Source organism: Bacteroides cellulosilyticus DSM 14838 (assembly GCF_000158035.1).
Taxonomy (GTDB): Bacteria; Bacteroidota; Bacteroidia; order Bacteroidales; family Bacteroidaceae; genus Bacteroides; species Bacteroides cellulosilyticus.
This window is the reverse complement of record NZ_EQ973490.1, coordinates 1865718-1890625: the sequence shown is the minus strand read 5'-3', so window position 1 is coordinate 1890625 and position 24908 is coordinate 1865718. Positions and strand designations below refer to the sequence as shown.

Sequence of the window (24908 nt, the reverse complement as noted above, 5' to 3'; positions counted from 1 at the left end):
CTACACTTTTTATACACTTTTATTGGATAAATTCTCTCTAAATTTGCCACCGTCATAACAAATTAAAAGTATATCTTATGAAAAAGTTATTATCTGTATTTTTCGTATTAGTAGTAGTTATGGGTAGCACATCTTTGCACGCCCAGAATTTTTTTCTGACCGATGATGATGAAAGAGAAATTCCTCTGAATCCGGCAGGTCCCAAAGAAGGGGGTCCTGTAGCCAGGAGCATCATTATTCAACCCGCCAGTGCCTATATTAATAATGATATAGTCACTGTAGTTTTCAACTGTGATGCACCTACTGCAAGTATTACAATCACAGATGCTTCCGGAGTAAATGTTTATTCCGGAACAAGTATTAATCCTACGCTAATCACTATTGAATTAAACGCAACAGAGCCGGGAGAATACTATCTGGAAATTGAACTGGGAGAAGCCCGGTTGAGCGGATACTTTACACTTTAACAAAGAACCTAACCTAAACTTTAACTATAAATCAAGACTATGCTGGGAGTTGACAATGCCACCAGTGAAGTAGTCCATCACTTTTTACGGTCACTGACCGTAAAAGTGAGCAGGACTACCGTATGCCGTTTGCTCGACAGTCCGTTGGGCAACACGATGCAAGGTATCAGCGATGCCTTAAACGCACTTCATGTAAATAACGTAGTTTACCAACTTCAACCGAAGTATCTGGAGAAGTTACACGGTCCGTTTATCACCCAATTGGAAACAAGCCATTCCACATTCTGCCTTGTCGAAAAGATAGAACCGGACCGGCTCATCATCACGACTGCCGAAGTTAGCCACATGCCCATAAGCAGAAAGCTATTTGCGCACCAGTGGACAGGAACTGTCCTGTTTGGTGAAACAACTTCGAAAACAGTCTGTGAATCTCACTGCTTGCTCAGCAATATTCATTATATGTGCCGGCAACATAGGATACTGATTGCGGGAATCATATCCGTCCTCTTAGTTTTTTCTTCAATCTGGAGTAGAAACTACCCCACAGGATTACCACTTTATCTTTCCGCGCTGGTCTGTGGTATTCTCATTTCTACTATCATTCTATACAGAGAAATGGTGGATAATCACTTTCTACACCGCTTCTGCCACATAGGGAAAGTGATAGATTGTAATGAGGTACTCAAATCCAAAGGCGCAAATATTGCAGGAATAGGTATTGGAGAATTATCGTGGATGTATTTCACAACCATGTTCTTTTTCACTGCTGTCTGCCCAAAGGAATTCCATCTTCTGGCAGCCCTGTCTGTTTTCATTGCAATTGCATTCACCTTGTACTCCGTCATATATCAGATATTCTTTATTCGTAAAGCGTGCCTGTTTTGTATGCTCACCACCTTCTCGGTCTGGCTGACTGCCGTAGCACTTTATATCATAAGGAATAATTTCGAATGGAGGTTTTCAATCCGAATTCTTTTCTCAATGATTGCAGTCAGCACTATCTGCGTGATTTTCTGGATACAGGCTAAAGCACTTGTTTCTTCGGACAAAGAGAAACACTTTCTAAAAAACAAGCTATCCGGTCTGCTCAATCCGATCACTTTTCAGAAACTCCTGGCTTTGAAACCTAAAGTCAGAACGATGATTCACCCGGATATAGCTCTGCATAACTCTGCCGATAGCACAAAAGACAGGTTAATGGTAGTGGTAAACCCCAATTGTAAAGCATGCGCCAAAGTACATCGCCATATCCGGGAAATATCAGCAGACATATCCATCTCTTTAGTCATATATACCAATGACCGGCTCAGCGTACACATAGCACAAACCATCCTCTCCGCATACCTCTCGGAAGGCTGGGATAGGGCTATTTACTTGCTGGAAGTATGGTTTGAAGTTCAGGAGATACCGGACGTGGAGAAATACGAACTCAACGATACGGCACAGTTGCTCTGGAGGCAACAGCAGGAGTATTGCGAACGGAATAACATCAGCCATACTCCGGCAGTTGTCATCAACGGGCATTATATGCCAAGTGTTTATCAATTGGAAGAACTGAAGTATTTATTAGTATCCTCGGATAACCGATAAGAAGCAAATAGAAGTTTCCCTGAGAGAATAATCCAGTTGTTCTCCAATAAGCATAGCCTATTTGCTGTTTACAAACAGCATTTTTGCCTAAAAGAGGTCAAAACTCTGGCACAAATTCGGACATGACACATCTATATATCGGATGTGTTGCATCTATATATCGAACGTGCAGTATCTATATATCCAACGCCACCGATATATAGACGTTAAAAGTCACGGAATCGGACTTGCCTGAAATTACATTGCTTGTTGTGGATAAGAACAAGCAATGTAATCATTCTCAACATTACTTGTTCCGGATCACATCATTACTTGTTTTCAGATACTATTCAATACATTTAAGTGTTCTTTTTCCTCTTTCAGCCTTCAGTTTTCCCCCGGTCCCCCTGTTCATCAGTGTTTCAGCTGAAAGATACCTGAAGCAACTATAAGGTTGGAAGTTTCAGCCGTAATGCCGATGAACAGGGAATTCAGAGAGATCTGAAAGAACGGAAAGAACATTTTCTCAGAAATAGCGGGTGTAAAATGATACTTTATTTCAACCAAGTCGCCCGCTTCCACAAATATTCCAGCGGCCCGTGCGCATGACGGCTCATCCACCACCGGCAGAAAGCGAGCTGCACGATGAAGAGCACCACTCCTACCAGAAAGCTGGCTGTTATACCCAACTGAGAGTGAAGCGCAAGTCCCCAATTATAGAACAACAACGAACCAATGATACTCTGGGTAATATAATTTGTAAGGCTCATCTTACCGTAAGGAGTAATCTTCATCAACCAGTCGTGCAGGTTTGTCCGATAGAAAGCAAAGATAACACCCGACACCAATATCAGCATAAATGCAAACTTGGACAGGGAAGTTATGATAAGTAACAAGGGGGTGAGAATAGACTTATTAGCAATGAAGTCCGGTAACATATTGCCCAATCCATACAGAGGGAAAAAAGCGATAAGAGCACCACAAAGTACCTTATTCCAGAACTTCAGATTCTCCTTCAGGAAAAGTCCCCGACGTCCTATCAACAAGCCGAACAGGAAAAGAGCAGCAGTCTGAAACACACGTCCATGGTCCCAAGCCCATGCAAGACTGGCAATCTGCCCTTCCCACAAATTCACACGCAGGGTTTCAAGAAATGTACCGTGACTCTGCACCTGGAAAGCCGCTCCCCAGTAACTACCTGTCGGAATAGAAGGAGTCACAAAAGAAGGATCTACACAGGCATTTATCACATAATAAAGTGGCAATGGCTGTATCAGAAGCACACATGCCAGAATAAACAGCCATTTATCTTTCAGTCGGCAGGTAAGTGGTAAAATGAATCCGACTAAAGAATAGAGCACCAATACTTCAGCCGTGAAAAAGGCCGCATTTATATTACCAAGAATGAATAATAATATCAATCGCCAGCAGAAACGCAAACGAAAATCATTGCCACGCATACGCTGATTATTATCCTGAATAAAGAAACTAAACCCAAAAAGCAGGGCAAACACAGCATAAGCCTTTCCTCCGAACATGAAAAAGAGTCCGTCCCAAATGGCTTTATCTGAAAAGTTAAGCCACGCGCTCTGAGTGCTCGTATCGGGAAATGAATAGAAATTAAAGTGTTCAATGGAATGTAATACAATGATGCCCATAACGGCGAGTCCGCGCAGCACATCGGCTACGTCAATACGGGTGCGTTTTTCCAATTCCTGTACCATATTAGTATAAGTTCATTAGTAATCTGCTCTTTTTAATGTTAAAATCGCAAATATAGAATTTATTATCCACTTTTGGAGTCAAATTCCCAATTTCTTCCAGAATTGCCCGCCATCTTTGCAATACAATCAGCAATAGTCAAAGAAAACAATAATATTAGTAAACTCTAAAAAAACAAGTAACTATGAAACTGAAAATGTATCTAGCTCTATTGGCGATGGGCATGTTAAGCCTGCAAGGTTGCAACGATGATGATGACGATCTTCCAAACTCTAAAGTTCCTGAAGCCGTACGCAATGCATTCGACAGCAGTTTCTCCAACACCGCTAATCTGAGTTGGGAAACAAAAACTGTCTCACAAGGGCAATACTACAAAGCGGAATTCAACAACAAAAGCGACAACGGGTATAAAACGGAAGTCTGGTATACGGCAGATGGTTCATGGTACATGACTGAAACTGAAATGCCATATAGCGATATTCCGCAAGCAATAAAGACCTCTTTTGAAAGCAGCGAATACGCCTCCTGGAAGAGAGATAACGAAGTGGAGTGTATTGAACGTGCCGGAACTGAGAAAGAGATCATCTACATCATAGAAGTGGAATCGGCACAGGATATAGATATGGATCTGCATTATTCAGCAGACGGCATCCTCATTAAAGCCGTGAATGATGACGGTGATGGCAATAACGAATCATTGCTACCGGATGCCCCGTCGAGTACGGTTACTGCCGTAACGGAATTCATACAGAAGAATTATCCCAATGCCCGCATTATTGAGATTGAACAGGAAAAAGGTATGATCGAAGTGGACATCGTACATGAAAACCAAAGCAAAGAAGTATTGTTCAACACAAGCTATGAATGGATTTCAACCTCATGGGATGTATATGTACTCCCGATTAAAGTGACAGAGGCCATTAATGCCTCACAATATAGCGGTTATGTAGTGGATGATGCCGAATATGTTGAAACTCCTACCGGAAACTACTACTGGATAGAATTGGAGCAAGGCGAAAAGGAAGTGAAAGTAAAGATCAACGAAAACGGGGAGTTTATTTAATCGATGATAATCAGATACAGCTTGAATCATAACTTTAGGCTCTGTGAACATAGCGATAATCGTTCAAAAGTTATAATTTGCTATTATAAACTTAAAATTTTTATCGCTATGTTCTATTATTCAATCGAATAAATATAATGCTCATATCGAGCCCACGCTATCAATAGGAAGAAAAATTAAAAGGCTTCTAAAGCGGACGGCGCAATGATAAAATAAGCAAATATATTCCTATCAATGTCACAACTAAGCCAACAGCGACAGGTACGACAATGTTTTCCTCCGCAATGAAACCGAGAACTGTAATAAGCACACCGGACAGTCCGAGACCAATGCCCAACACTTTCTGTGTAAACCTGTCAGTCCGTTTAGACTCTTCAGTATCGCCTGCGTTTTCCTGACGCATCCTTACATTCCGTCCTGAAATATAGGCCATATATTCCGGAGCGATGAATTCTTTTGCCTTCAGCACCACCTCAATCCCGGCAAGCAGTATCACAGGAACCGCGGTACCGACTATCATTTCCCATGTCCTATCGAGAGCCAAGCCGAAATGCGGAGTCACAAATTTGAATATCAAGTTAATGGCAAGGCTTATAAATGTCGCTGAAAGTATCGTACGCGCAGTTTGCCGTTTTGAGAACAAAGACCATATTACAGGAAGGTAAACCGGAACTCCCGTCAATGCCGCCACGCTGATTACAACGTTTACAATACCTCCCATAGAGCGTATCAGAAGCGCTACAATAATAGCCATTATTCCGAATCCCCATGTGGAAATCCTCGCCACATTCATTAATGTCTTTTCAGAAGCATCAGGACGCATTCTCTTGAATATGTCGTTGGTAACCACACCTGCCGATATATTCAGAGTGGCATTGAGAGAGCTCGCCGTTGCGAAAATCATTCCTCCGAGCATTAAACCAAGCAATCCATCGGGCATGGCTTCCTTACACATCAGAAGATATGCCCCTTCGTTTTCAAGACCCGACAATGACGGATTATAAACTCGGTAAATCATGGGTATCAACATCCACAGAATCGGACTGATTGTGTAGAGCACCCCGAAAAGCCAACCTGTTTTCCGTGAATCCCTTCCGTTTTTACTGAAGTATACCTCTGAACATAAGCCCAGTTGCCTCCGAGGAAAAACATATTATAGATAGCAAAGGCTATCACGAACCCGGGAGTGTACTCACCTTCAAAGAGTTCGAAAAATCCTTCCGGAACCTTTTCGAAAAATGTACCGACTCCACCAATCTTGTCGAAAGCAAGCGGAACAGCTATTACTACTGCCGCAAAAAGAATTACAAACTGAAGGACATCAGTCACAACCACTCCTCGCAAACCTCCGAGAGCAACATAAACCATGCTGAATGCCCCTAAAGCGAAGATAGCTGTGGTCAGAGGAATACCCGTAGTAACTTCGACTATTTTAGCTACGGGATAAAGAAACGACCCCGTAGTAAAAACCGACACGGCCAAAAAAAATATAGGTATATGTCTTCTGCGTCTTGACACCAAGACGGCCCGTTATGTATTCGGCAGCCGTGAGACTGTGGGTACGATGCCATCGGGGAGCAATCCATGTGCCTACGGCATACCCGGCAACAGCCATTGTAAGCTGGATAATGATTGATACCATTCCATACGAATAGGCTATCGACCCCCACACGACGAAAGTTCCTGCCGAGAAAAATCCCATGAACAATGAAAGTCCACTCATTCCCCACGGTACGTTGCCGCCACCTGAGAAAAAACTTTTCATATCCTTTCCCGTCTTGGAAAAAGACACTCCTGTAATCAACACTCCTATCGAAAATAGGATAATGGTTATGTAATCAAGTATATTCATTTCAGTTTATTTATTATCAGTGTTATCTTAACACACATACACTCCCATAAGCCCCGGGCAGACATCACCGCAAGGACGGACAAAGTTGACATAAATGGCGTCGGTCGTCACCGGCTGATCAAGTTCAAGCACATTGAGTGTCTGATGATTGCCAGTAATATGATAAAGTTCCTTACCCTCTGAATCCCGGATTATGTACTCCCTGTAACAAGTCGGGACACAAGCATCGAAATGCCCCATCTGGACGGTCTCCATTGCCTGATCCGTATCGGTATCGAAGTACAAGATAATGGTTTTAATTTGTTTCCTCCCATTCCACTTGAAACATACTTCAGGTCTTGCATCATCGAAAGCTGCTACCCAGGCATTAGTACCTATATACGGACGGTAATAAGAATTCCTCAAATTTTCCGAGTTGAAAGACGCAAGAGACGGGGCAAACGACATCGCTATATTCTTGCTCTCCGGACGACGTTTCGGACACCAGAATTCAAATTCCTCCACCCCTATTCCTTCAGGTGGAACCTGCTTTCCAAAATTCGACACGGCAGGGTTTATGTAGTTATATACGGCAGTCAATCCTGTGACTAACCGCCCGCTCATCGGTACTGAAATCTCAGGATTTTTCATCAGGCAGATAAAAGCATAACGCGGAGTCGCGTATGAATAGGAAAAGTCTGCAACAATCTCATTCTCATCTTTTTTCAAATCGAATTCTAGAACTGCATCAATAGTATCCGGAGTGTAGTTCTCACTCTTGGATGAACTTCTCAACTCCATAACAAGCCTTGTTGCATTATCTGCCTTTACATTCATCCTAACCACCGGCACTTTACCATTCACCGGTATGAGTTGAGCTATAGGATAATCTAATCCAAACCAGGTACCGTCGGCTGGCAAATCGTCAAGTTCAAGCACAGATGACACCGATATTTCCGCAGAGTCGGCAAGATTGTCCTCAACCGCCACAGCAATACCTGGTATAAAGTTCCCGTTTTTAACAAGGAGTGATTGCAACAAACCTATCCTGTCCCTATCAACAAGGTCTATTGGTTTATATCCTTTTGAAAGACAAATTGACGCGGCACGTCCAATGACTTCTCCACCGAGAGCCGACGTACACATGACACGAGTAGTACCGTTTGCCACGTGGCTTGAGGAAATGATGCGTCCACCCACGAAAAGGTTATCAAGGTCCGGAGTTACATAGCAACGGTAAGGAATCTGATAGACACCTTTGCTGTGCCACTGATGACAGCCATTTCCTCCAGCATACACACCATCCGCAGGATGAAGATCAATTGCCCATCCACCATATGCCACCGCATCATAGTGGATTGACTGGTTGATAACATCCTGCTGCGTCAGAGTATAAAGACCGTTGAACCTGCGACTTTCACGTTTACCCGGGAAAAGCCCCACCCATTCAAGCGTCAGGGTCTTTGCCTGAGGAAATTTCCCGGAATTCTTTATATAATCCCAGACACCATAGACAACTTTCCATAATTCATATTTGATTTCCTCCGTGTCCAGAATAGTATCGAGGCGTCCGCCATACTCAAGCCACCAATATTTACAGCCCAATTGATTTACATTGAAATAATTTGGATTCTGTAACTTCGGTATCAATGTTTCGACATCCTTTAACGCAAAGTTTGGAGCGGTATATTCCACCGGCTTGCCAATGTCCTTGATATAGAACAATATGCTGTGCCCGAGCAATTCTCCATACTCTTGCTTGTCTGGTGCAAATTCTTCACCATACACAGTTCTGTCTTCCGCCCCCATTCTGAATGATGCTCCGGCAAGATAACCTAACGTACCATCTCCGGTACAGTCTGCAAACATCTGTCCTGAAATAGAGTATTCTGTCCCGTTCTGCGAATTTATAGCTGTGACAGAAGATATGTTCCGATCATTGTTCTTATCAACCTTATATAAGGTTGTGTTAAGAAGCAAGGTGATATTCTTTTCTGTCAATACCTTATCCATCAGCACCATGTCAAAAAGCACAGGATTCCCCTCCTTATTGCGGTATACATTTTCTACAAGGATTTCGTCGATGATACCTCCTTCACGTGACCACCGGTTGTTGTTACCCATGTGTGAAGTGGCACCTAGTGCCCAAAGGCGAACTTCACTGGAAGCATTGCCTCCAAGTACGGGACGATCCTGTATAAGGACAACCCGAAGTCCTTCACGGGCGGCGGCAATTGCACTGCACACCCCCGTAAGTCCACCTCCAGCTACCACATAGTCCGCATTCAATACTACATTTGTAAAAGTTCTGTTTTTCGCTATATTCTTTATTATCATAATCGTTTTCGTATTATCGGACCCCGATTAGAAACTTTGTTATCCTCAAAGGTCGTCCGCATCGGAAAAATATCCTCAAAGGTTGTCATCGATGACAAGGTAACTATCTTTATTAACATTGGTTTCCAATCTTTTGTCTACCTCATTGTATCTGTTGTTATGAATCAGAACACCAGACGTATTAGTGGCATTTCCACCCAACAATACGGCATTCTTTGCGATATCAAACGAGTTGTCTTCGATTATAACGTCTGTTACTGCATCCGGATTGGCTCCCGGGGAAGTACGGATATAACTATATTCACTAAGCACATTCCTCCTGATAACAGTGCCTATGCTCATACCAGTTCCTCCGCTGCCGATTAGATTTATACTTTGGTGACCGGAATGCCCTCTGTCATCAATACCGAACCAATGACTGTAATTACCCTCCTTAAGACGGCAATTGACGATATCGATATACCACTCAGGCTGTTTCCCCCGATACAACAGCGATCCTCTGCCTACAATTCCGTTACACCGTGTCATCGTCATACCGGAAATCACACAATTCTGTACAGAGCCATACAACTGATAAGCTCCTACATCGACTGCCTCATTATTAATGAAATACAAATGATGCCTTACGGTGGTAACACTTATTTCAGATGTGGCATCCGGTTGTACAAGAAACGGCTGATCCAACTCAATTTTTGTCAGAGTATGGCTGCGGATACGTCTGAACTGCCCGGCTCCCGTCCCGTTAATAATATAGACTCCTCCGCCATTCCAGTGGTTTTCAGTCCATTGATTAGTTTCCGCATCTTCTGGGATAGTAATTATATTACCCTCGACGGATTTTATAGGTCCGTAATATCCGCCACTACCACCATCAAGAGTCATACACTCGCGGTCATTGGTATAATCGAACGGAATATAATTGCGCGCTTCATAAAGGTTCCTGCTTTCGTCAATACTTGAAGCATACCCAAAACCGTCCCCCTGCTTATAACAATCTTCGAATATCAACCCTTTGGGATGTACCAGCATATATGGTTGGTTAGTACCTGTGGTATGTCTCTCGAAACGGCAATTTTGGACAAATCCTCCCGCTGCATAGAAAGTGTACATGCCGGCTGAATTGAAGACGCAATTCCTTACTTTAAGATTCTTGCCACGAAGAATTATCCCTGTTTTGCTCCATCTGCTGTGAAACTCCGCTTCGACTTGATCCCTATTCGACTTCACCTGATATATCATACCGCTGAGCTGCCCTGTCTGACGCACAATCAGATTCTCGAGCAATATCGTTCCTTGTTCTTCCACGGGCCCCGTAGACATGATGACTCCCCATGCACGTGAAGACCACATTACTAAGTTTCTCAAACCGAAATGATGAGTTCCGCTAATAAGGCTGTTAGGCAACTCATACAAATCCCAATTAAGAGGATTCCAGAAAATATGAGTTAGTTCCTTTGATTCTCCCTCAATCAATGTGTTTGGAGAAAGAATGAGCTCACCTGTAAGCATATATCTGCCTCTCGGCACATATACCTTACCGCCACCATTTTGTCCGGCAGCATGAAGAGCTGCACGGAAAGCTGCGGTTTCATTATGGACGCCATCGCCCACGGCACCGTAGTCCATCACATTAAATACTTTCACCCCCCACCAGTCAGGAGATTTGGACACCACATCTATCCGCAAAGGTTCACTCCATGCTGTCTTTCCCCCCATTCCGTTATGGTAATACAAATAATATGTGCCTAATGGCGTGTTGTCCGGAATATCAACACTTACGGAAAAGTCATCAAAAAAATCCGTAACCTTGCATCTTACATTTTTTCCGCCTTTTAGCGGAACAAGTACAACATGCGCCTTGTCCTTATCCCGTAAAAGATTCTTTCCCTGAACCCTGAGATAATCTCCGGCAACCGCACATTCACCATCCTCGCTCAAAGCCCAACGGACAATCGGAACGTTCAGATAAAAATAAGCCTTTTCATTATTGACATCTGTCATTTCCACACTGAAAACCCCGTTCTTCAAATCCTCGGGTACAATAAACTTAAGAGACTGCTCCTTTTGCTGCAGCAAGTCCACCGCTTTAGCCTTATAGGACGCCAACGGCCCGGTACGAAGGTTGGTACCATTTACATCGGGCAGCCTGTCCTCTACAGGGAGCGGAACATACGCAGGCTCGGCATTGCCGACATTTCCATTGTCGAGGGTAAAAACTTTTACCGACTTTATCTTGTCAAGATATTCACCCCTGATAAGTACTGCATCATTAGGCCTTGTCTCTGCAGTTGTTACCTGAAACAACTTAGGTTCGAATTTACCATCTTGCCTATCGGCAGAATAGCCGTTGCCGGAACAAACCCATAAAAAGGTCAATCCAGATAAAAATATTTTATTCAGTTCCATTATTTCAAATATTGTTTAATAATATAATCAGGGATTTTCGTGTCGTAATAATCCAACAAATAGTTATCAAGATTTCCATTGATTTCATCTTTTATCTCAGTCACTTCTATACGGTATAAGTTAATATCACAGTCCGTGAATTTCAAACCTATATTCCCATAGGTTATAGGTTCTTTGGTATCTGAGCCTTTTATGACGCTTTCGCCATCCCACAAGACTTCGTAATCCTTATCCATTACACGAATCCTAAGTTCGTGCATGCTTCCGTCGTTATACGAATTTACTTTCACCTTTTGGAGCGGCTCTATAGTATTCCCACCCGACTTATATTTATTCAGAATGATTTCATTACCGTTCTTCAGGCTTACCCCGTAATATTTCAGCATTTTTGAATACATTGCTATATTCTGGTAACGCATCTGCACTGAAAATTCAGAAGTACTCATAGCCGGCTCCGGAAAAGAGAGCCGAACGGCAACTTCATAATCAGCCCATTTCTTGTCGCCTAAATAGTATATACCATCGCCACGTTTTCTCCAATATCTGCTGCCGTCTTCTGCATAAGGCAATTCTGCAAATTTGATACCGTTCCAGACCGGATTCACAACACTTGCAGGTACATTAGATAAACTACCATCTGCAAAATTCTCTCTCAAAAGAGTATTCGGCGCAATCGGCTCCTTGTCGACAAAATTATCTTCCGCAGGGATAAAATTATCGCTGTTTTCAATAGTCCAATCCCTGAATGTCACCTGCATTTTACGAGAAGAATCCACATCGTAGCCTATTTGATTGTCATTTCCGGAGCAGGCATAAAAACCGGACAAATGCGTTTCTCCAAGATCGACAAAAACAGCAGGGCCTTTAATCCACTCATCAGCGGCATTTTTATAATGACTCAAAAAAGAATTCCCTTGTCTCGTAAGCCTCATCTCAACAGGAAAACCGATATACCCCACTCGTCTGTAAGAGGTACTACCTCCTTCCTGCTGCCTAAAAAAAACGAATAAATCTCCGGTAGCAGTCGCTTCAAGATGTACATTCGCCGAACTTTGACTATCAGTGGATCTCATCATAATACCGGCAGAACCTTTCTTAATATCGTCAATTTTCACCGTTATCACAGACTTTGAACAATCGTCATGCAAAAACGGCTGTTCCTTATATGCAAAACTGTATTCATCAGATTCAAAGAAGGCATTTTTTGTGTTCTCTGTCTTAATTGTCAGAGTGTTGGAATCCATAGTAACAGATCCCTTAGCAGCTTTTCCATAGCTTGCGAATCGCCATTCATCCTGTCCGGTCTTATCCGCTGCATGCAGAGTTCCGACAAAGATTAAGACTGTGAGCAAAACAAGCAGTTTCCATGTAATTCTAATCAACGTCATTTTGGGGTTTAATTATTAATGGTTGGTTATATATTATGTCTTTCGCACTCACTGAGCACGTACAAATATATGTTCATAAGTATCAACACACAAGCATTTTATAGTATAAATCATCGCAAACGTTCCCGGGAACGTTTTAACACGTGAAGAACAGAAATATGTTGATTTACAAATAAGCGGAATCCAGTCGTATCCGACTAGATTCCGCTTGCATTCAACGTGGAACACTTTTTAGTGGTTCAATATGAATTTAATAATAGGAGCTGGTGCGTCAAGACTGTGAGGATGATGATCGCAACCTTCTTTGATGATTACCTCAATCTCTCCCCGAAGTTTTTTATAACGTGCCGCCAAAATTTCAAGATTCTCATCATAAGGCACAGTTTTATCGCTGTCCCCTGCTACAGCTATAATCGGAATCTTCGCTTTTGCCAAAGGTTTCAGATTGTCGATAGGATTACCCTTGAAATTTTTCATATCCTCTTCCTTGATATTCCACTCCTGCAGAAATTCCTGCCATAAGTCAGTCCTTTCACGACTGGGCCAGCTCGTAATATCGCACACCGGAGCATCAAGATAGATACACGATACTTTCTCCGGATTTGCTGCTGCCCAATCGACTGCAAAGAGTCCGCCTCTACTAAATCCTTCAAGGACAACTTTTTCCGAAAAGCCGTAATACTTAATCATGGCATTGTAAAACAGGGTTCCGAGTTCCTGAGATCTCGGGCTTCCATAAAGGAATGCCAAGTCATAATGCACTACATGGTAACCCAATGCTAGCATTGCGATATCTACAGCAGGAAAAGCCCCGAAAAAAGCAGGTCTCCAAATCCAAGGCTTACCGGGAAGAGGCTTGGCAGGGGCTACTATATTAGCCTTTCTCCCGTTGAACTCGAAATCATATTTATCATAACCCCTCCATTTAGTCTTGACCCCGGGGAAATCCTGAAGCTGGAATTCTTTGGAATTTCCAGTCATCGCCCTATACGCACATTTTGCGATCTCCAAAGATGCCACCCTGTCCGGATGCAGTTTATCAGGGAAATGTTCTCGCATTCCGGAAGTCGCGGCATGCATGTCGACTATTTCAAGACGGTTTTTCTCTGCAACCTCCCTAATGCGAGGGATTACACCATGAACTATAACGCTATCTTTAATCGAACCTTTTTCAATATAGCATGTAGCCGGGAGACACAAATAAATTTTAGGTTTAGAATCCATACTCGAGAACACGTCAATCATAGCCTGCATGTCTCCTTTAAATTCATCCTTATGCTTCCAATTACCACCTTTTGAATCATTGGTACCGAATTTAATAAATATTATATCTGGTTGAAAATCCAATACCTGTTTATACACACGAGTATTTATATAGGGACTGTCTCCGGAAGAAAGCACAGTGGTGCCACTAACTCCGAAGTTTCTCACGTCATAACCGGAACCGAGCATCTGCCCAAGCACCGCAGGATAGCTGTCCCTTGCCTGATTGGATAAACCTGCACCGAAAGTGATGCTGTTGCCAATACAGGCAACCTTGATTTTTTCTTTTTCCACAGCAAGGCTGGCAGGAGCAAGCATAAACATAAGCCAAACTGCCAATAACAGAGTTCTAATCATATTATAAAATTTAGTTGTTCTGTTCTGCAATCCACCTCAGAACAGTAGTTTTGAATTCATTGAAATAAGGGAAAGGAGCCCCCTCGATAAAACCCCAACCATGTCTGCCTTTCGGATAGACATGCATTTCAGCAGGAACAGCATTTCTCAGTAATGCCTGATAAAACACGATGGAATTTTCCGGTTTTACCGCCGGATCATCTGAACAGTGAAAAAGAATGGTCGCAGGGGTATCCTCAGCAACTTGCTCTTCCGTAGAGAATTTAATTACAGTATCTTCAGATGGACTTTTCCCCATAAGATTAAATCTTGAGAACTGGTGGGTAATATTCTTTTTCATAGATATTACCGGATAAACCAAAATACCGAAATCTGGCTTCAATTCACCCTTCAACGTCACAAGCCCCGTTGCCGCAAGATGCCCTCCTGCAGAAAATCCCATCAGACCAATTCTACAAGAATCAAGATTCCATTTATCCGCATTGGCCATCACGATTTCAAAAGCCCTTGTCAAATCTTCGACAGGCACCTCTTGCCTTCCCGCTGGCATCCTGTATTTGACGACAAAGGCTGCAATGCCGTTCTGATTTAGCCATTTTGCCACAGAGACTCCCTCCGAGCCGAAAGAGAGTCCCTTGTATCCACCACCGGGACAAACCACAACTGCTTGACTACTCGGTTTATCCGTAAGGTACACATGCAATTCAGGCATTTCATCATCAAGGGAAGCAATCTTCTCAAATTCAGCCTTACCATATAATGGTAGAACTAAGTTCTGTGCATTGACAAGCACAGAACCCAGCGTTATTAAAATGATTAAAAATAAATTTCGCATATTATTTGATTTCAACACTAACTACATATTTGATATCATCAGAAGCAGCTGCTATACTTATGTCATATCTACCCTTTTCCAAATTCCATCCACCCAACTGTTCATCCCAAAATGCCCAGTCATCAACAGGAAGTTCCACTTCAACCACTTTGGACTCACCTGATTTCAAAGAAGTGCGTGCAAACCCTTTAAGTTCTTTTACAGGCCGTTCGGAAGACGGGTTGATTTGAGAAACATAAACCTGCGATATTTCGTCACCGTCACGTGTTCCCGTGTTCTTCACACTGAACGACACCTTTACCTTGTCACCAGGACTGTAGACGAAGCTATCGGTCCCTGCATCCGAATATTCATAGGAAGTATAACTCAAACCATGTCCGAAAGCATACATAGGGGTAATATTCTTAGAATCGAACCATCTGTATCCGACATAGATATCTTCTGAATATGTCACAGTTTCATTAACTCCCGGATATGTTTCGGGTCCAAACGCATGAGCTCCACAATCTTCAAGGGTTGCAGGAAATGAGATAGGTAGTTTGCCTGACGGATTGACATCTCCGGACAACACGGAAGCTATAGCATGTCCAGACTCGGAACCGCAGTACCATGCCTGCACAATGGATGGGACATCTTCAGCAAAACGCAAATCCACGGCATTTCCGGAAACAAGAACCAGTACGACATTGCTGTTCACTTCGAGAATTCTACGTATGAGTTCCGGCTGTCCATAAGGAAGGTTGTACGATTCTCTGTCATATCCTTCGCTGTCCTGCCTCCAGTTATGATTAAGACCTCCCACAAATATCACAAGATCACTTTCCCTAGCAAGTTTTACCGCTTCTACCGCCAACTGTATATTGTCATAAGCCGGAGAAGCGATCCTTCCGTCTATCATTGGAGTATAAGCACTATATCCCCTTGCAAAAGACACTTCCACTTCTTTTCCAAAACGCGATTCGATACCCGCAAGCGGAGTAATTTCATATCTTGGTTTAAGAGCAGCAGCACCTCCATTACTGGCATGAGTTCTGACAGCATTTTCCCCTATTACAGCTATTTTCCTGCATTTTTTAGTATCTACCGGAAGAATATTATCGCGATTTTTCAACAATACTATCCCTTGCTCTGCGATATGGCGTGCCAAGTCAGTATGCTCTTTCGTATTAAAACTTCCCCAAGGGCGATTGCGGTTCATTGCCGTTCTTAGATTAAGTTTAAGAACACGTCTGACCTTATCGTCAAGTTTTTCCATAGGTACTTTGCCATTACGAACAAAATACAGGAGAGAATCAGCCATATAATACTCATTATATGGTTTTAATGTTCCCATTTCTATATCAAGTCCGTTCATTGCAGCCTCATACGCATTCTTTGTTCCGCTCCAGTCCGAGATGACTGCTCCGTCAAATTTCCACTCCCCTTTAAGAATATCATTGATGAGATAGTTATTGTGGCAGCAGTATTGTCCTCTGAATTTATTATATGCCCCCATTACAGACCATGCACCAGCCTCTGTTACAGCAGCTTTAAAGGCAGGAAGATAAATCTCTCGCAGTGCCCTTTCAGACACCTCTACATTAACGGTATCTCTCTGATACTCCTGATTATTAAGTGCAAAGTGCTTCACACATACAGCAATACCGTTATCTTGAATGGCTTTGATATACGGAACAGCAATTTTCGAAACTAAAAAAGGATCTTCACCCATATACTCGAAGTTTCTTCCGTTAAGAGGTGTCCTTGCGATATTTACTCCCGGAGCAAGCTGAACGTCTTTCTCCCGATAGTTCGCCTCTTCACTGAGAGCTTGACCGTATTGAGACGCAAGTTCCATATTCCAGCTGGATGCAAGAACCGTAAGAGCCGGAAATGCCGTACAGGAATCATTGGTAGTTTCCGCTTTTGTCCAACTGTTGTAAAGGACTTCGCTTCTTACACCGAACGGTCCGTCATTCATCCACAACTCAGGAATGCCGAGTCGTTGCACTCCGGGAGAACTGAATTTGGACTGAGCATGACATAATGCCACCTTTTCTTCCAGCGTAAGACGTGGAATAATATCTTCTACTCTCTCGTCTATCGTTTTGGATTCATCAAGATAAACGGGCAATTGTCTGTTAGTTCCTGTTTTGGATCCTGATGTACACGCGGATATCAAAATAAGGACAGACAATACAGTCATCGTAATTCTACTCATAACTAATTTAATTTTAAATTTCATTTACAATATTCAACCACCGGAAGCGTCGTCATTCTTATCCTTGTACATCCGGACGGTACCATTTCTATCTCTTCACATTCTGACGAAACCTGAATTTTCTCTTCAGGTAGCCCAGGGGTCGTATCACCCAAAAGTCGCCATTCAGGAATTTCAAATGCAGTTACTTTAAGCTTGACAGGTGTTGAATCTGGTGTCCACGGGAATCCTTTCTTCCCTGTGTTCACCACTGTTATTTCAGGGTTTTCAGGCAGACCGAAATTCCACTTAGAAGCAGGGGTCACGTTATATGCAGGAAAAGCTACAGATGTTTTGAACTGGTCCTTTATGATCTCAACATTCTCATCAATATCTACAGAATACAGCAATGGCCCCATATATACATTAATTCCGGCATCAGTTCTTTTCTCTGCCCTCGGCTTCATATCGATGTCCAACTCTACGACATCCCCATCCTTAAATCGTCTTTCTATCGTACTGAACCCTCCTGCATGATATTCTTTCGGCTGTTCTGCATTGACTGTCAACTTTGCATTCTCTACCCATGATGGAATCCTCATGGTAAACGGTATTCTGACAGGAGCACCATCGAGAGCAAACCTGAATGTTATTTTCCCGGAGAAAGGATAAGAAGTATCTTCCGTTATACATACTTTTGTGCCATTAATTTCTGTCCTATATTCCGACGGACCGTACAAAGCGGCAACTATCTCATGCTCGTCACCATTCATCCACATCCTTGAAATATAATTCGGAAACATCCTGTGGACATTGCCGGAACAACATTCAACATCAAAACCCGGTCTGTAAGCCTGACGTGACAAGCCCTCTTCACCATACGGAGCCATGGAACTTTTTTCAGTTGCCAATAACTGATTCGGAGATGAGAAGTACTGCAAAGCCTTGAAATCTTTATTAATAGCTCCCAAGGCTGCATTATACACAGCTGATTCCATCTTATCCGCCCACTTAACATCTCCGGTTGCCATCAGCATGTAACCGTAACTCCATATAAAGTCACTGATATCACAGGTCTCATGCAGCGCTTCCGCATGCTTAGGAAACAAGCTTTCATATGAAGCCGGTATCCCATCTGGAAGTTCGTTTTCCCGTTCCACGGAAGAATAGAAACCAAGCGCGGCATCGAGATATTCCTGCCTACCGGTATAAAGATACAGAATCAACGGCTGTTTGGAAACTTCAGCAGCCGTCACACCATGTACGTCAATCGGCTTTGAAGAGACCATATCCTCATGGATGAACACTTCATTGTCTTTTGTTCCCCCGTTCATACTGAACAGATCCCAAATATGCCCGGCTTTCTGCAAGATTTCCTTGTCGCCCGTATATGAATACATTTTGCACATACTTTCTATGATACAAGTCTGCCTGTTGGTCAAAGTATCATTCAAGGCAGAAAAATGTTTTTTCAGCAGAACCGGAATCCTGTCGTCTTCGGTATAGTCGTAATATGCAAGCAACGTCCGTGCGAATACAGAAAATGCCCACTGGTTCTCACCAAGGGTTTCCGGACCTAGCATTCCGTTCGCCCGGGGATGGGATAAGACATATCCGACATTGTCGGAACCGAGCTGCATAAGTACGCTGTCTCTCAGGAATATTCCACACCTATACAGACCGTCAATCATATATCCCGACTGTTCATAAGGCCACCAACCTTTCGCTATCGGATTCCCTCCCTCCGGGATTATTCCATTCCACAGACATGTGTTATAAGGATAACCAGACTCCTTGCGATTAAGCCCGAGGCCGTCTCTCTGTCTCTGTAATATTTCTCTTAACCACGAAGACGGTCTTATATTTTCTATATTCGCTTCCTTATATACTCCATAATATTCAGGAGTGTCAGTCACATCAGCACATGAGCCAACCCCCAAGACAAGACCGACCGCAATAAATAATCTAATCAACTTCTTTTTCATGATTATCGGTTTTCAATATTTTATTTTTTCTCATCCATTCTACCAGTTCGACAGTCCAGTCATGTCCATAACCATCGACAGTAATTTCAAAAGCTCCGTGTCCCCCATCATCGACAGTCTTCCAATCCAATGGAACTCCGGCCTCCAAGAGTTTTTCCTTGACACTAAGTGCAAAACCGTAACCGCTGTCATTAGTCGCATGACGCATAAAAAAAGGAGGAGTCTCAGCATCAAATCTGAACGGCCATTTCTGTTTCCCGTAATACCAACTCGTTAATGGAATCACATAGTCAGGGCGCGAAAAGGCGTCTGGGCAATCGGCTGAAGCCAGCCTCAATACAATCAGCGCACCTGCCGACTGTCCTGCTACTCCGATTGCATTTTCATCTATATTCCACTCGGAGGCTTTCTCTCTGACTGTCCTTACGGCTTGTCTTGCATCTTCCAAAGCCACGTCAAGTCCACGTTTCACCCTGTATTTTACACCGATTACCGCTACTCCATATGGCCTCAACAGCTCTGCCGCCTCACGCGCATTTCTGATAAAGCCGGTATAGCTCAATCCTCCTCCCGGGAAAAAGATTACCACCGGAGACTTCTCTGACTGACGGGGAAGGAAAACTTCCAATTCCGGTTCGGAAATCCTGTCGATACGCGCTATTGAATTGATATATTCCGGCCCGGAATATTCATAATCGGGAATTTCGCCCTGCCATACAGGCAGCCTTTCAATACCTCTATTTCCTTCTGCCATACCGGTCCACCATTGAGACACGGCATCTGCGATATATGATATACACCGCTTCCAGTCATAACTTTTCTGATTGGAACAAAAGCCCTCATAATCAGCAAAATCACAATTACAGGAAACAATTTGAGCCGTATCGGATGTCATCCATAATATGTCGGTATTTTGCCTAGCAGCCATCAAGCGGATTTTACAGAAAGTATTCTCATTAGTATTCAAATCTCTGCATTGTATGACAAATACTCTATATCTTCCTGTCTTTTCCGTAGATATGATCTCCGCGGCTTCCTTTATTCCCCTTACACAGCGGTATGTTACTTCCGGGCTGTCTGTCAAATCCAGTATTTTCAGCCCAGAAGCAATTTGGTTTTCAATATAGGTGGCACTTTCTTCAGGGAAATCCACTCCAAGAAACAGCACGGACGGAACATCCGGGAGTTTTCCGGCACTAGGCCACACCGGACAGAAAGTCATCGCAAACAAAATAACAAAGAAAAAAAGCTTCATCTCAAAATGGAATCAATAATTCGGAACACTCTATTTAATCTTCAATTTAAAACCCCAGACCAAATCGCAAGGAGGATTCTTTCTGACAGACTCCGGTATGATTATTTCTATTCCGTCTCCAGTTTTTTTCCATTTGAGGGGACGATTATGCCCCATCAGAAATACCGATTTGGCAGAAACCGGAACGAATGATCTGATTTTCACCACAGACGGCATATATTCATCCTTGGCATTCAAGTAAAAGGCATATACGTTGTTATCTTTTGAAGTAAACGCTATTCTGTCCTCTTTGTAAGGAGCAATTGCTTTCGTTCCATGGATACCCTCTGAGTTAACCTGCATCCAGTCACCGATTTCCTTAAGTCGCTGATATGCCTCCGGAGCAAGTTCTCCGTCAGGACCCGGTCCGACATTCAGTAGAAAGTTTCCTCCACGTGAAACTATCTGTACAAGGGTAGTCAGAATGTCATGCGTGGATTTGTAACTATCATCTGGTTTGTATGACCATTGAGTAGCCATAGTCATACAAGCCTCCCAAGGATAGTCCAAGGCACGATCCGGTATTTTCTGTTCCGGAGTCCTGTAATTTTCATAGATGGTATTCGTATGTCTTGCCACCATCATGATTCCAGGCTGATTGGTTCTTACCGTCTTTGCGAATCTTTCCCACTGCGGATGCCTGTCAGGAGAAGCATCGCACAAGTCGAACCACAGCATGCCGAGGTTACCGTACTTTCCCCCGGTCAGTTCATTCAACTGATTGTTGATAAAGTCATTTAAGCGCTGCCATTTTTCCGGAAACATTTCAGGAGGATAATTTATATTCCTGTCTTTGGGAGGGAAATAATCCCACCAATAGTCATTATTGTTCCAATCTGCTATGGAATAATAAGCACCTGCCATCATACCTTTGCCACGAAATGCATCGAAAATTCTCTTTGCAATGTCAGCATTCGCATCTGTGTGGAACGGACATTCGACATCGGTTATTTTATAGTCGCTGTACTGAGTATCGTACATATTGAATCCGTCATGATGCTTAGTTGTGAAGACCACATATTTCATTCCAGCATACTCCGCCGCTCCAGCCCATTTTTCAGGATTGAATTTTACAGGATTGAATGTCTTTTTCAAATCTTCATACTTCCGGACATAGTCAAAATAGTTCATTCCTTCCGGCCTCACCATACAGAATTTATATGCTTCCGGACAAATGGACCAGGACTCTACTATACCCCATTGGCTGTATGTTCCCCAATGGATAAACATACCGAATTTCATATCCTGCCACTTTTCTATATTTTCCCTTACAATGCTTTCCTCCGGATAGATATAAGGAGGTTTACTGTCAGTATTCTTTTTGTCCACCATCGGATCCTGTGCAAATACTGCAATTCCTCCGATAAACATGACAAAAAGCGATGCTATTATTTTTTTCTTCATTTTCCTCATTTTATTTAGAATCAATACTTCTTGCTTCGTAAATCTGGCGGGCTATAGTCTCCCCGATAAGATTATATGCGTATTGGCTGTAATGGATGTCATCCGTCATCATATTCATCTGTGGAAAAAGCCAAGGATCCGCAGCTACAAGATGAACTCCATGCATTTTTTCAGACAGTCTGCGTTGTGCCGCACGAACCTGATGATAGCCCTCTTGCGGACGGTCGACATATTGTCCTGTGAGGACTATATAGAAAGGAAGGTCGGCATCATGAAGATGCTTTCTGAACCGGAGTATAAGATTGCGAAGCGCCGCCTCATAATCCTCACCGTCCATTTTCCCATCATTGATAGCATTTGCGTCACGTTCTCCTTGAAGCCAGATCACCCCACTGAATTTCAATCCTGTAACGGCAATCGCAGAATTACATTTAGCCATCGCTGCATCGAACAAAGGCAAGACACCCTTTTCCGCCCAAGTACCGTAGATTGTCTCTCCTGTAGTGGAGCATGCACTTCCTCCCCTCGCCGCAGATACCACTACAACCGAATCACCTGTCATTTTATTAAGGTTCCACGCGAACGAAGGACTGATGCTGCCGCTGTTCGCCTTGCCGAAATACTTGCCGTTCTCACCTACTGGGTCCTGCAGTATTTTCAACGAATCTCCGGATTGTACATAGTCGAAACACTCTTTGCTATAGTATTTCATCGAAGTTCTTCTATCACCCATTCCGGAAGCATTACTCTGTCCAGCTATGAGCCACATACTCTTTTGGGCAACTCCCGAAACGGACAGCCCCGCTAAAATCAACAATATAAAAAATCGTTCCATAAAATCGTTTATAGTGAAATTTCAATGACATTCATACCCCATGGAGCAAAATCAAGTTTGATCTGCCCTTTCTTTCCCGCCGATCTAATAATTTTACCCTGAAGAGCCTTAGCAGAACGGAAACCTGTCTTATTCGCAACTAACTGCGACAAATCCAGAGTTACAGTGCATGACTGACTGTCATTAGACTGACACATTGCAATCAAGTATAACTTCGTGCCGTTCTCTGACAAAGCGGTAAGGAATTCAATCTCCGGATTATCGCAACCGACCATATCCGGTCTGAACAGAAGATCCGCTTTCTTACCGTAAATATTACCGGGTGCAAATCCATATGTGACATGTGGGCCAACCTTAGGAGTCATGTAGCCATATGGAAACGAAATATTACTGTCCGAACGCAAACCAGCCTCCGCAATCAGATAATCCACAATCCAGCCAATCTGCCAGTACGCATGCCACGGGAACATTGTGGAATATTTTTTCAACTCATTCATTCCGTGCCAGTAATAGACTGCGCATCCGCTTTTCTGATCGACAAAAGCATTTCTTCCGATTGACGCAGCTCTTGCCATAGTAAGGAAAACCGGTTCCTCCGTCCATTCATACATTTTCACGAACAAACCTGCATAACTTGATATCAAAATCGGTCCGTTTACTGCCGTACCTCGTATATGCTCCACACCAAGACCAGTCTGATTCAGCTCCCAATCTTTATATGCTTGCTCGCCGATGTATTTCGTTTCATCAGTCATTACCGGATTGGTGAATATAGACGTCGCGTAAATCATGGCGGCATCTATAGACGCCTGTTTATATGCCTTGTTACCCGTTATTTCATACAAGTCCATATAGGCACGAGATGTCTGTGCCGTACAGAAATCCCAGATATTGCGTCCATCACCGCATACTCCGAGATAATATCCTTTATCCACTCCGTTTTCCTGCTGCCAGTCTGCACCTTTGCAGGCTGCGTCAAGGTATTTCTTGTCTTTCAAGTGCTTATATGCGATGTACAATCCATACCAGGTTGGTCTGTAATCCTTAAGATCCGGGAAAGACGGTTTCATAGAAAATCTGTCATAGCCGACCTCAAAACTTCCATCATCTTTCTGCCATGCAAGCAATCTGTCACCTGCCATCCTCAACCTTTCAAGCAATTCCTTGTCATCAGGATTGAATAGAAGCATATTTCCGAAATCGACCATAGTATAATAGGTCGTATGTAAAGGTTCTATCCAATTGCCCCTTTCCGACTCCACACCGTCTATATCCGCATATTCTCCGAGAGCGGCACCGCAGAAATATCCCGGTTCTGTCTGCTGCTGAATCATTTTATAATTCCTCACATAGTGAAGACGGCTGCTCATTACGGAATCCTGCCCGTTTCGTGCAATCATAAACATGGTACCAGCGTCAGCAATCTTAGAGCCATTAGCACCTATTGTCTCACCTCTGCTCTGCCATGTTTTCCAGCTCGACTCTTTATCTTTACGCAGGAATTTCTGAAGCCGGCTCACGCGCTCGGACAAAGACACCTTGTTGGTAAGCAAATCCAAGGATGATGGTAAGGCGAAAACATCGTTCACTGCATGCTGGAATACATCGAACCAGCCCGAGTTCTTCAAGGTATAACGGAATCCAAATACCACTTCATCTCCGGCTTTGTGCTTAGCTCCCACCTGTCCGAGTACCGGATGATAAACCACGGGAGTAAGTTCATTATGCCTGTTCGCTAAACTCAATCCCAAGGAATTAGGACTCTTATCCGGAGCTTTGCCGGCTATCGGGTCGGTTTCCGTCCCCGGATCTGGAATAACAGCTAAGGTATAGCCATCCTTCGACGAATACAGCGGACACAGAGTCATCGTATTACGTTCTTGGGCAAGCATCGGAACACAAGGAATGCCCATGCTGTAAGTTTTTGCCATATTTAGATTATACTGGATTTCATTGCCATACCAATTACCCGG

Annotated in this window: 18 protein-coding genes; 3 read left to right on the top strand and 15 right to left on the bottom strand. The window is 43.3% G+C overall.

The features are described from left to right. The first annotated feature begins 77 nt into the window (after window positions 1–77). Window positions 78–467 carry a DUF3244 domain-containing protein gene (locus BACCELL_RS11275; RefSeq protein ID WP_007211914.1) on the top strand — a complete coding sequence of 130 codons (390 nt, stop codon included), beginning with the start codon at window positions 78–80 and terminating at the stop codon, window positions 465–467. Window positions 468–506: 39 nt separating this feature from the next. Continuing rightward, window positions 507–2057 carry a vitamin K epoxide reductase family protein gene (locus BACCELL_RS11270; RefSeq protein WP_044153612.1) on the top strand — a complete coding sequence of 517 codons (1551 nt, stop codon included), beginning with the start codon at window positions 507–509 and terminating at the stop codon, window positions 2055–2057. Window positions 2058–2590: 533 nt separating this feature from the next. Here the strand turns inward: BACCELL_RS11270 and BACCELL_RS11265 are convergent. Then, window positions 2591–3760, bottom strand: a complete 1170-nt coding sequence (locus BACCELL_RS11265) for a DUF418 domain-containing protein (protein ID WP_007211911.1) — start codon at window positions 3758–3760, stop codon at window positions 2591–2593. A gap of 182 nt (window positions 3761–3942) precedes the next feature. Here BACCELL_RS11265 and BACCELL_RS11260 point away from each other — a divergent pair, with 182 nt between their 5' ends. Then, window positions 3943–4821: a PepSY-like domain-containing protein gene (locus BACCELL_RS11260; RefSeq protein WP_007211910.1), complete on the top strand. Its 879-nt coding sequence runs from the start codon at window positions 3943–3945 to the stop codon at window positions 4819–4821. 187 nt (window positions 4822–5008) lie between these two features. Here the strand turns inward: BACCELL_RS11260 and BACCELL_RS27380 are convergent, their stop codons facing one another. The 14 genes from BACCELL_RS27380 to BACCELL_RS11200 form a co-directional block, all read right to left on the bottom strand. Next, the gene (locus BACCELL_RS27380; protein WP_248604791.1) at window positions 5009–5839 is read right to left on the bottom strand and encodes a sodium:solute symporter family transporter; all 831 of its coding nucleotides are present in this window, start codon (window positions 5837–5839) and stop codon (window positions 5009–5011) included. Window positions 5840–5844: 5 nt separating this feature from the next. Continuing rightward, window positions 5845–6297, bottom strand: coding sequence for a sodium:solute symporter family transporter (locus tag BACCELL_RS27375; protein ID WP_282705112.1), 453 nt, complete (start codon window positions 6295–6297; stop codon window positions 5845–5847). After that, entirely contained in the window at window positions 6254–6673 is a 420-nt protein-coding gene (locus BACCELL_RS27620; RefSeq protein ID WP_007211907.1) for a sodium:solute symporter family transporter, read from the bottom strand. Before BACCELL_RS27620 ends, BACCELL_RS27375 begins: the two co-directional genes overlap by 44 nt. 27 nt (window positions 6674–6700) lie before the next feature. Next, entirely contained in the window at window positions 6701–8989 is a 2289-nt protein-coding gene (locus BACCELL_RS11250) for an FAD-dependent oxidoreductase (RefSeq protein ID WP_007211906.1), read from the bottom strand. A gap of 75 nt (window positions 8990–9064) precedes the next feature. Further along, the gene (locus BACCELL_RS11245) at window positions 9065–11395 is read right to left on the bottom strand and encodes a glycosyl hydrolase family 28-related protein (protein ID WP_007211905.1); all 2331 of its coding nucleotides are present in this window, start codon (window positions 11393–11395) and stop codon (window positions 9065–9067) included. Then, window positions 11395–12783: a hypothetical protein gene (locus BACCELL_RS11240; protein ID WP_007211904.1), complete on the bottom strand. Its 1389-nt coding sequence runs from the start codon at window positions 12781–12783 to the stop codon at window positions 11395–11397. Before BACCELL_RS11240 ends, BACCELL_RS11245 begins: the two co-directional genes overlap by 1 nt. 231 nt (window positions 12784–13014) lie before the next feature. Beyond that, entirely contained in the window at window positions 13015–14340 is a 1326-nt protein-coding gene (locus BACCELL_RS11235) for a GDSL-type esterase/lipase family protein (RefSeq protein WP_248604790.1), read from the bottom strand. Window positions 14341–14413: 73 nt separating this feature from the next. Next, window positions 14414–15238: an alpha/beta hydrolase gene (locus tag BACCELL_RS11230; protein WP_007211902.1), complete on the bottom strand. Its 825-nt coding sequence runs from the start codon at window positions 15236–15238 to the stop codon at window positions 14414–14416. A 1-nt stretch (window position 15239) separates the two neighbouring features. Further along, window positions 15240–17438, bottom strand: coding sequence for a beta-glucosidase family protein (locus tag BACCELL_RS11225; protein ID WP_007219457.1), 2199 nt, complete (start codon window positions 17436–17438; stop codon window positions 15240–15242). 20 nt (window positions 17439–17458) lie between these two features. Next, complete coding sequence (locus tag BACCELL_RS11220; protein WP_007211900.1) at window positions 17459–19402, bottom strand: beta-L-arabinofuranosidase domain-containing protein; 1944 nt, start codon at window positions 19400–19402, stop codon at window positions 17459–17461. Then, entirely contained in the window at window positions 19383–20657 is a 1275-nt protein-coding gene (locus BACCELL_RS11215) for an alpha/beta hydrolase (protein ID WP_007211899.1), read from the bottom strand. Before BACCELL_RS11215 ends, BACCELL_RS11220 begins: the two co-directional genes overlap by 20 nt. Window positions 20658–20687: 30 nt before the next feature. Next, complete coding sequence (locus tag BACCELL_RS11210) at window positions 20688–22100, bottom strand: alpha-L-fucosidase (protein ID WP_044153810.1); 1413 nt, start codon at window positions 22098–22100, stop codon at window positions 20688–20690. A gap of 10 nt (window positions 22101–22110) precedes the next feature. Further along, complete coding sequence (locus tag BACCELL_RS11205) at window positions 22111–22935, bottom strand: sialate O-acetylesterase (RefSeq protein ID WP_007211897.1); 825 nt, start codon at window positions 22933–22935, stop codon at window positions 22111–22113. Window positions 22936–22943: 8 nt separating this feature from the next. Further along, window positions 22944–24908, bottom strand: a 1965-nt coding sequence (locus tag BACCELL_RS11200; RefSeq protein WP_007211896.1) for a glycoside hydrolase family protein, incomplete at its 5' end; no start/stop codon positions are given.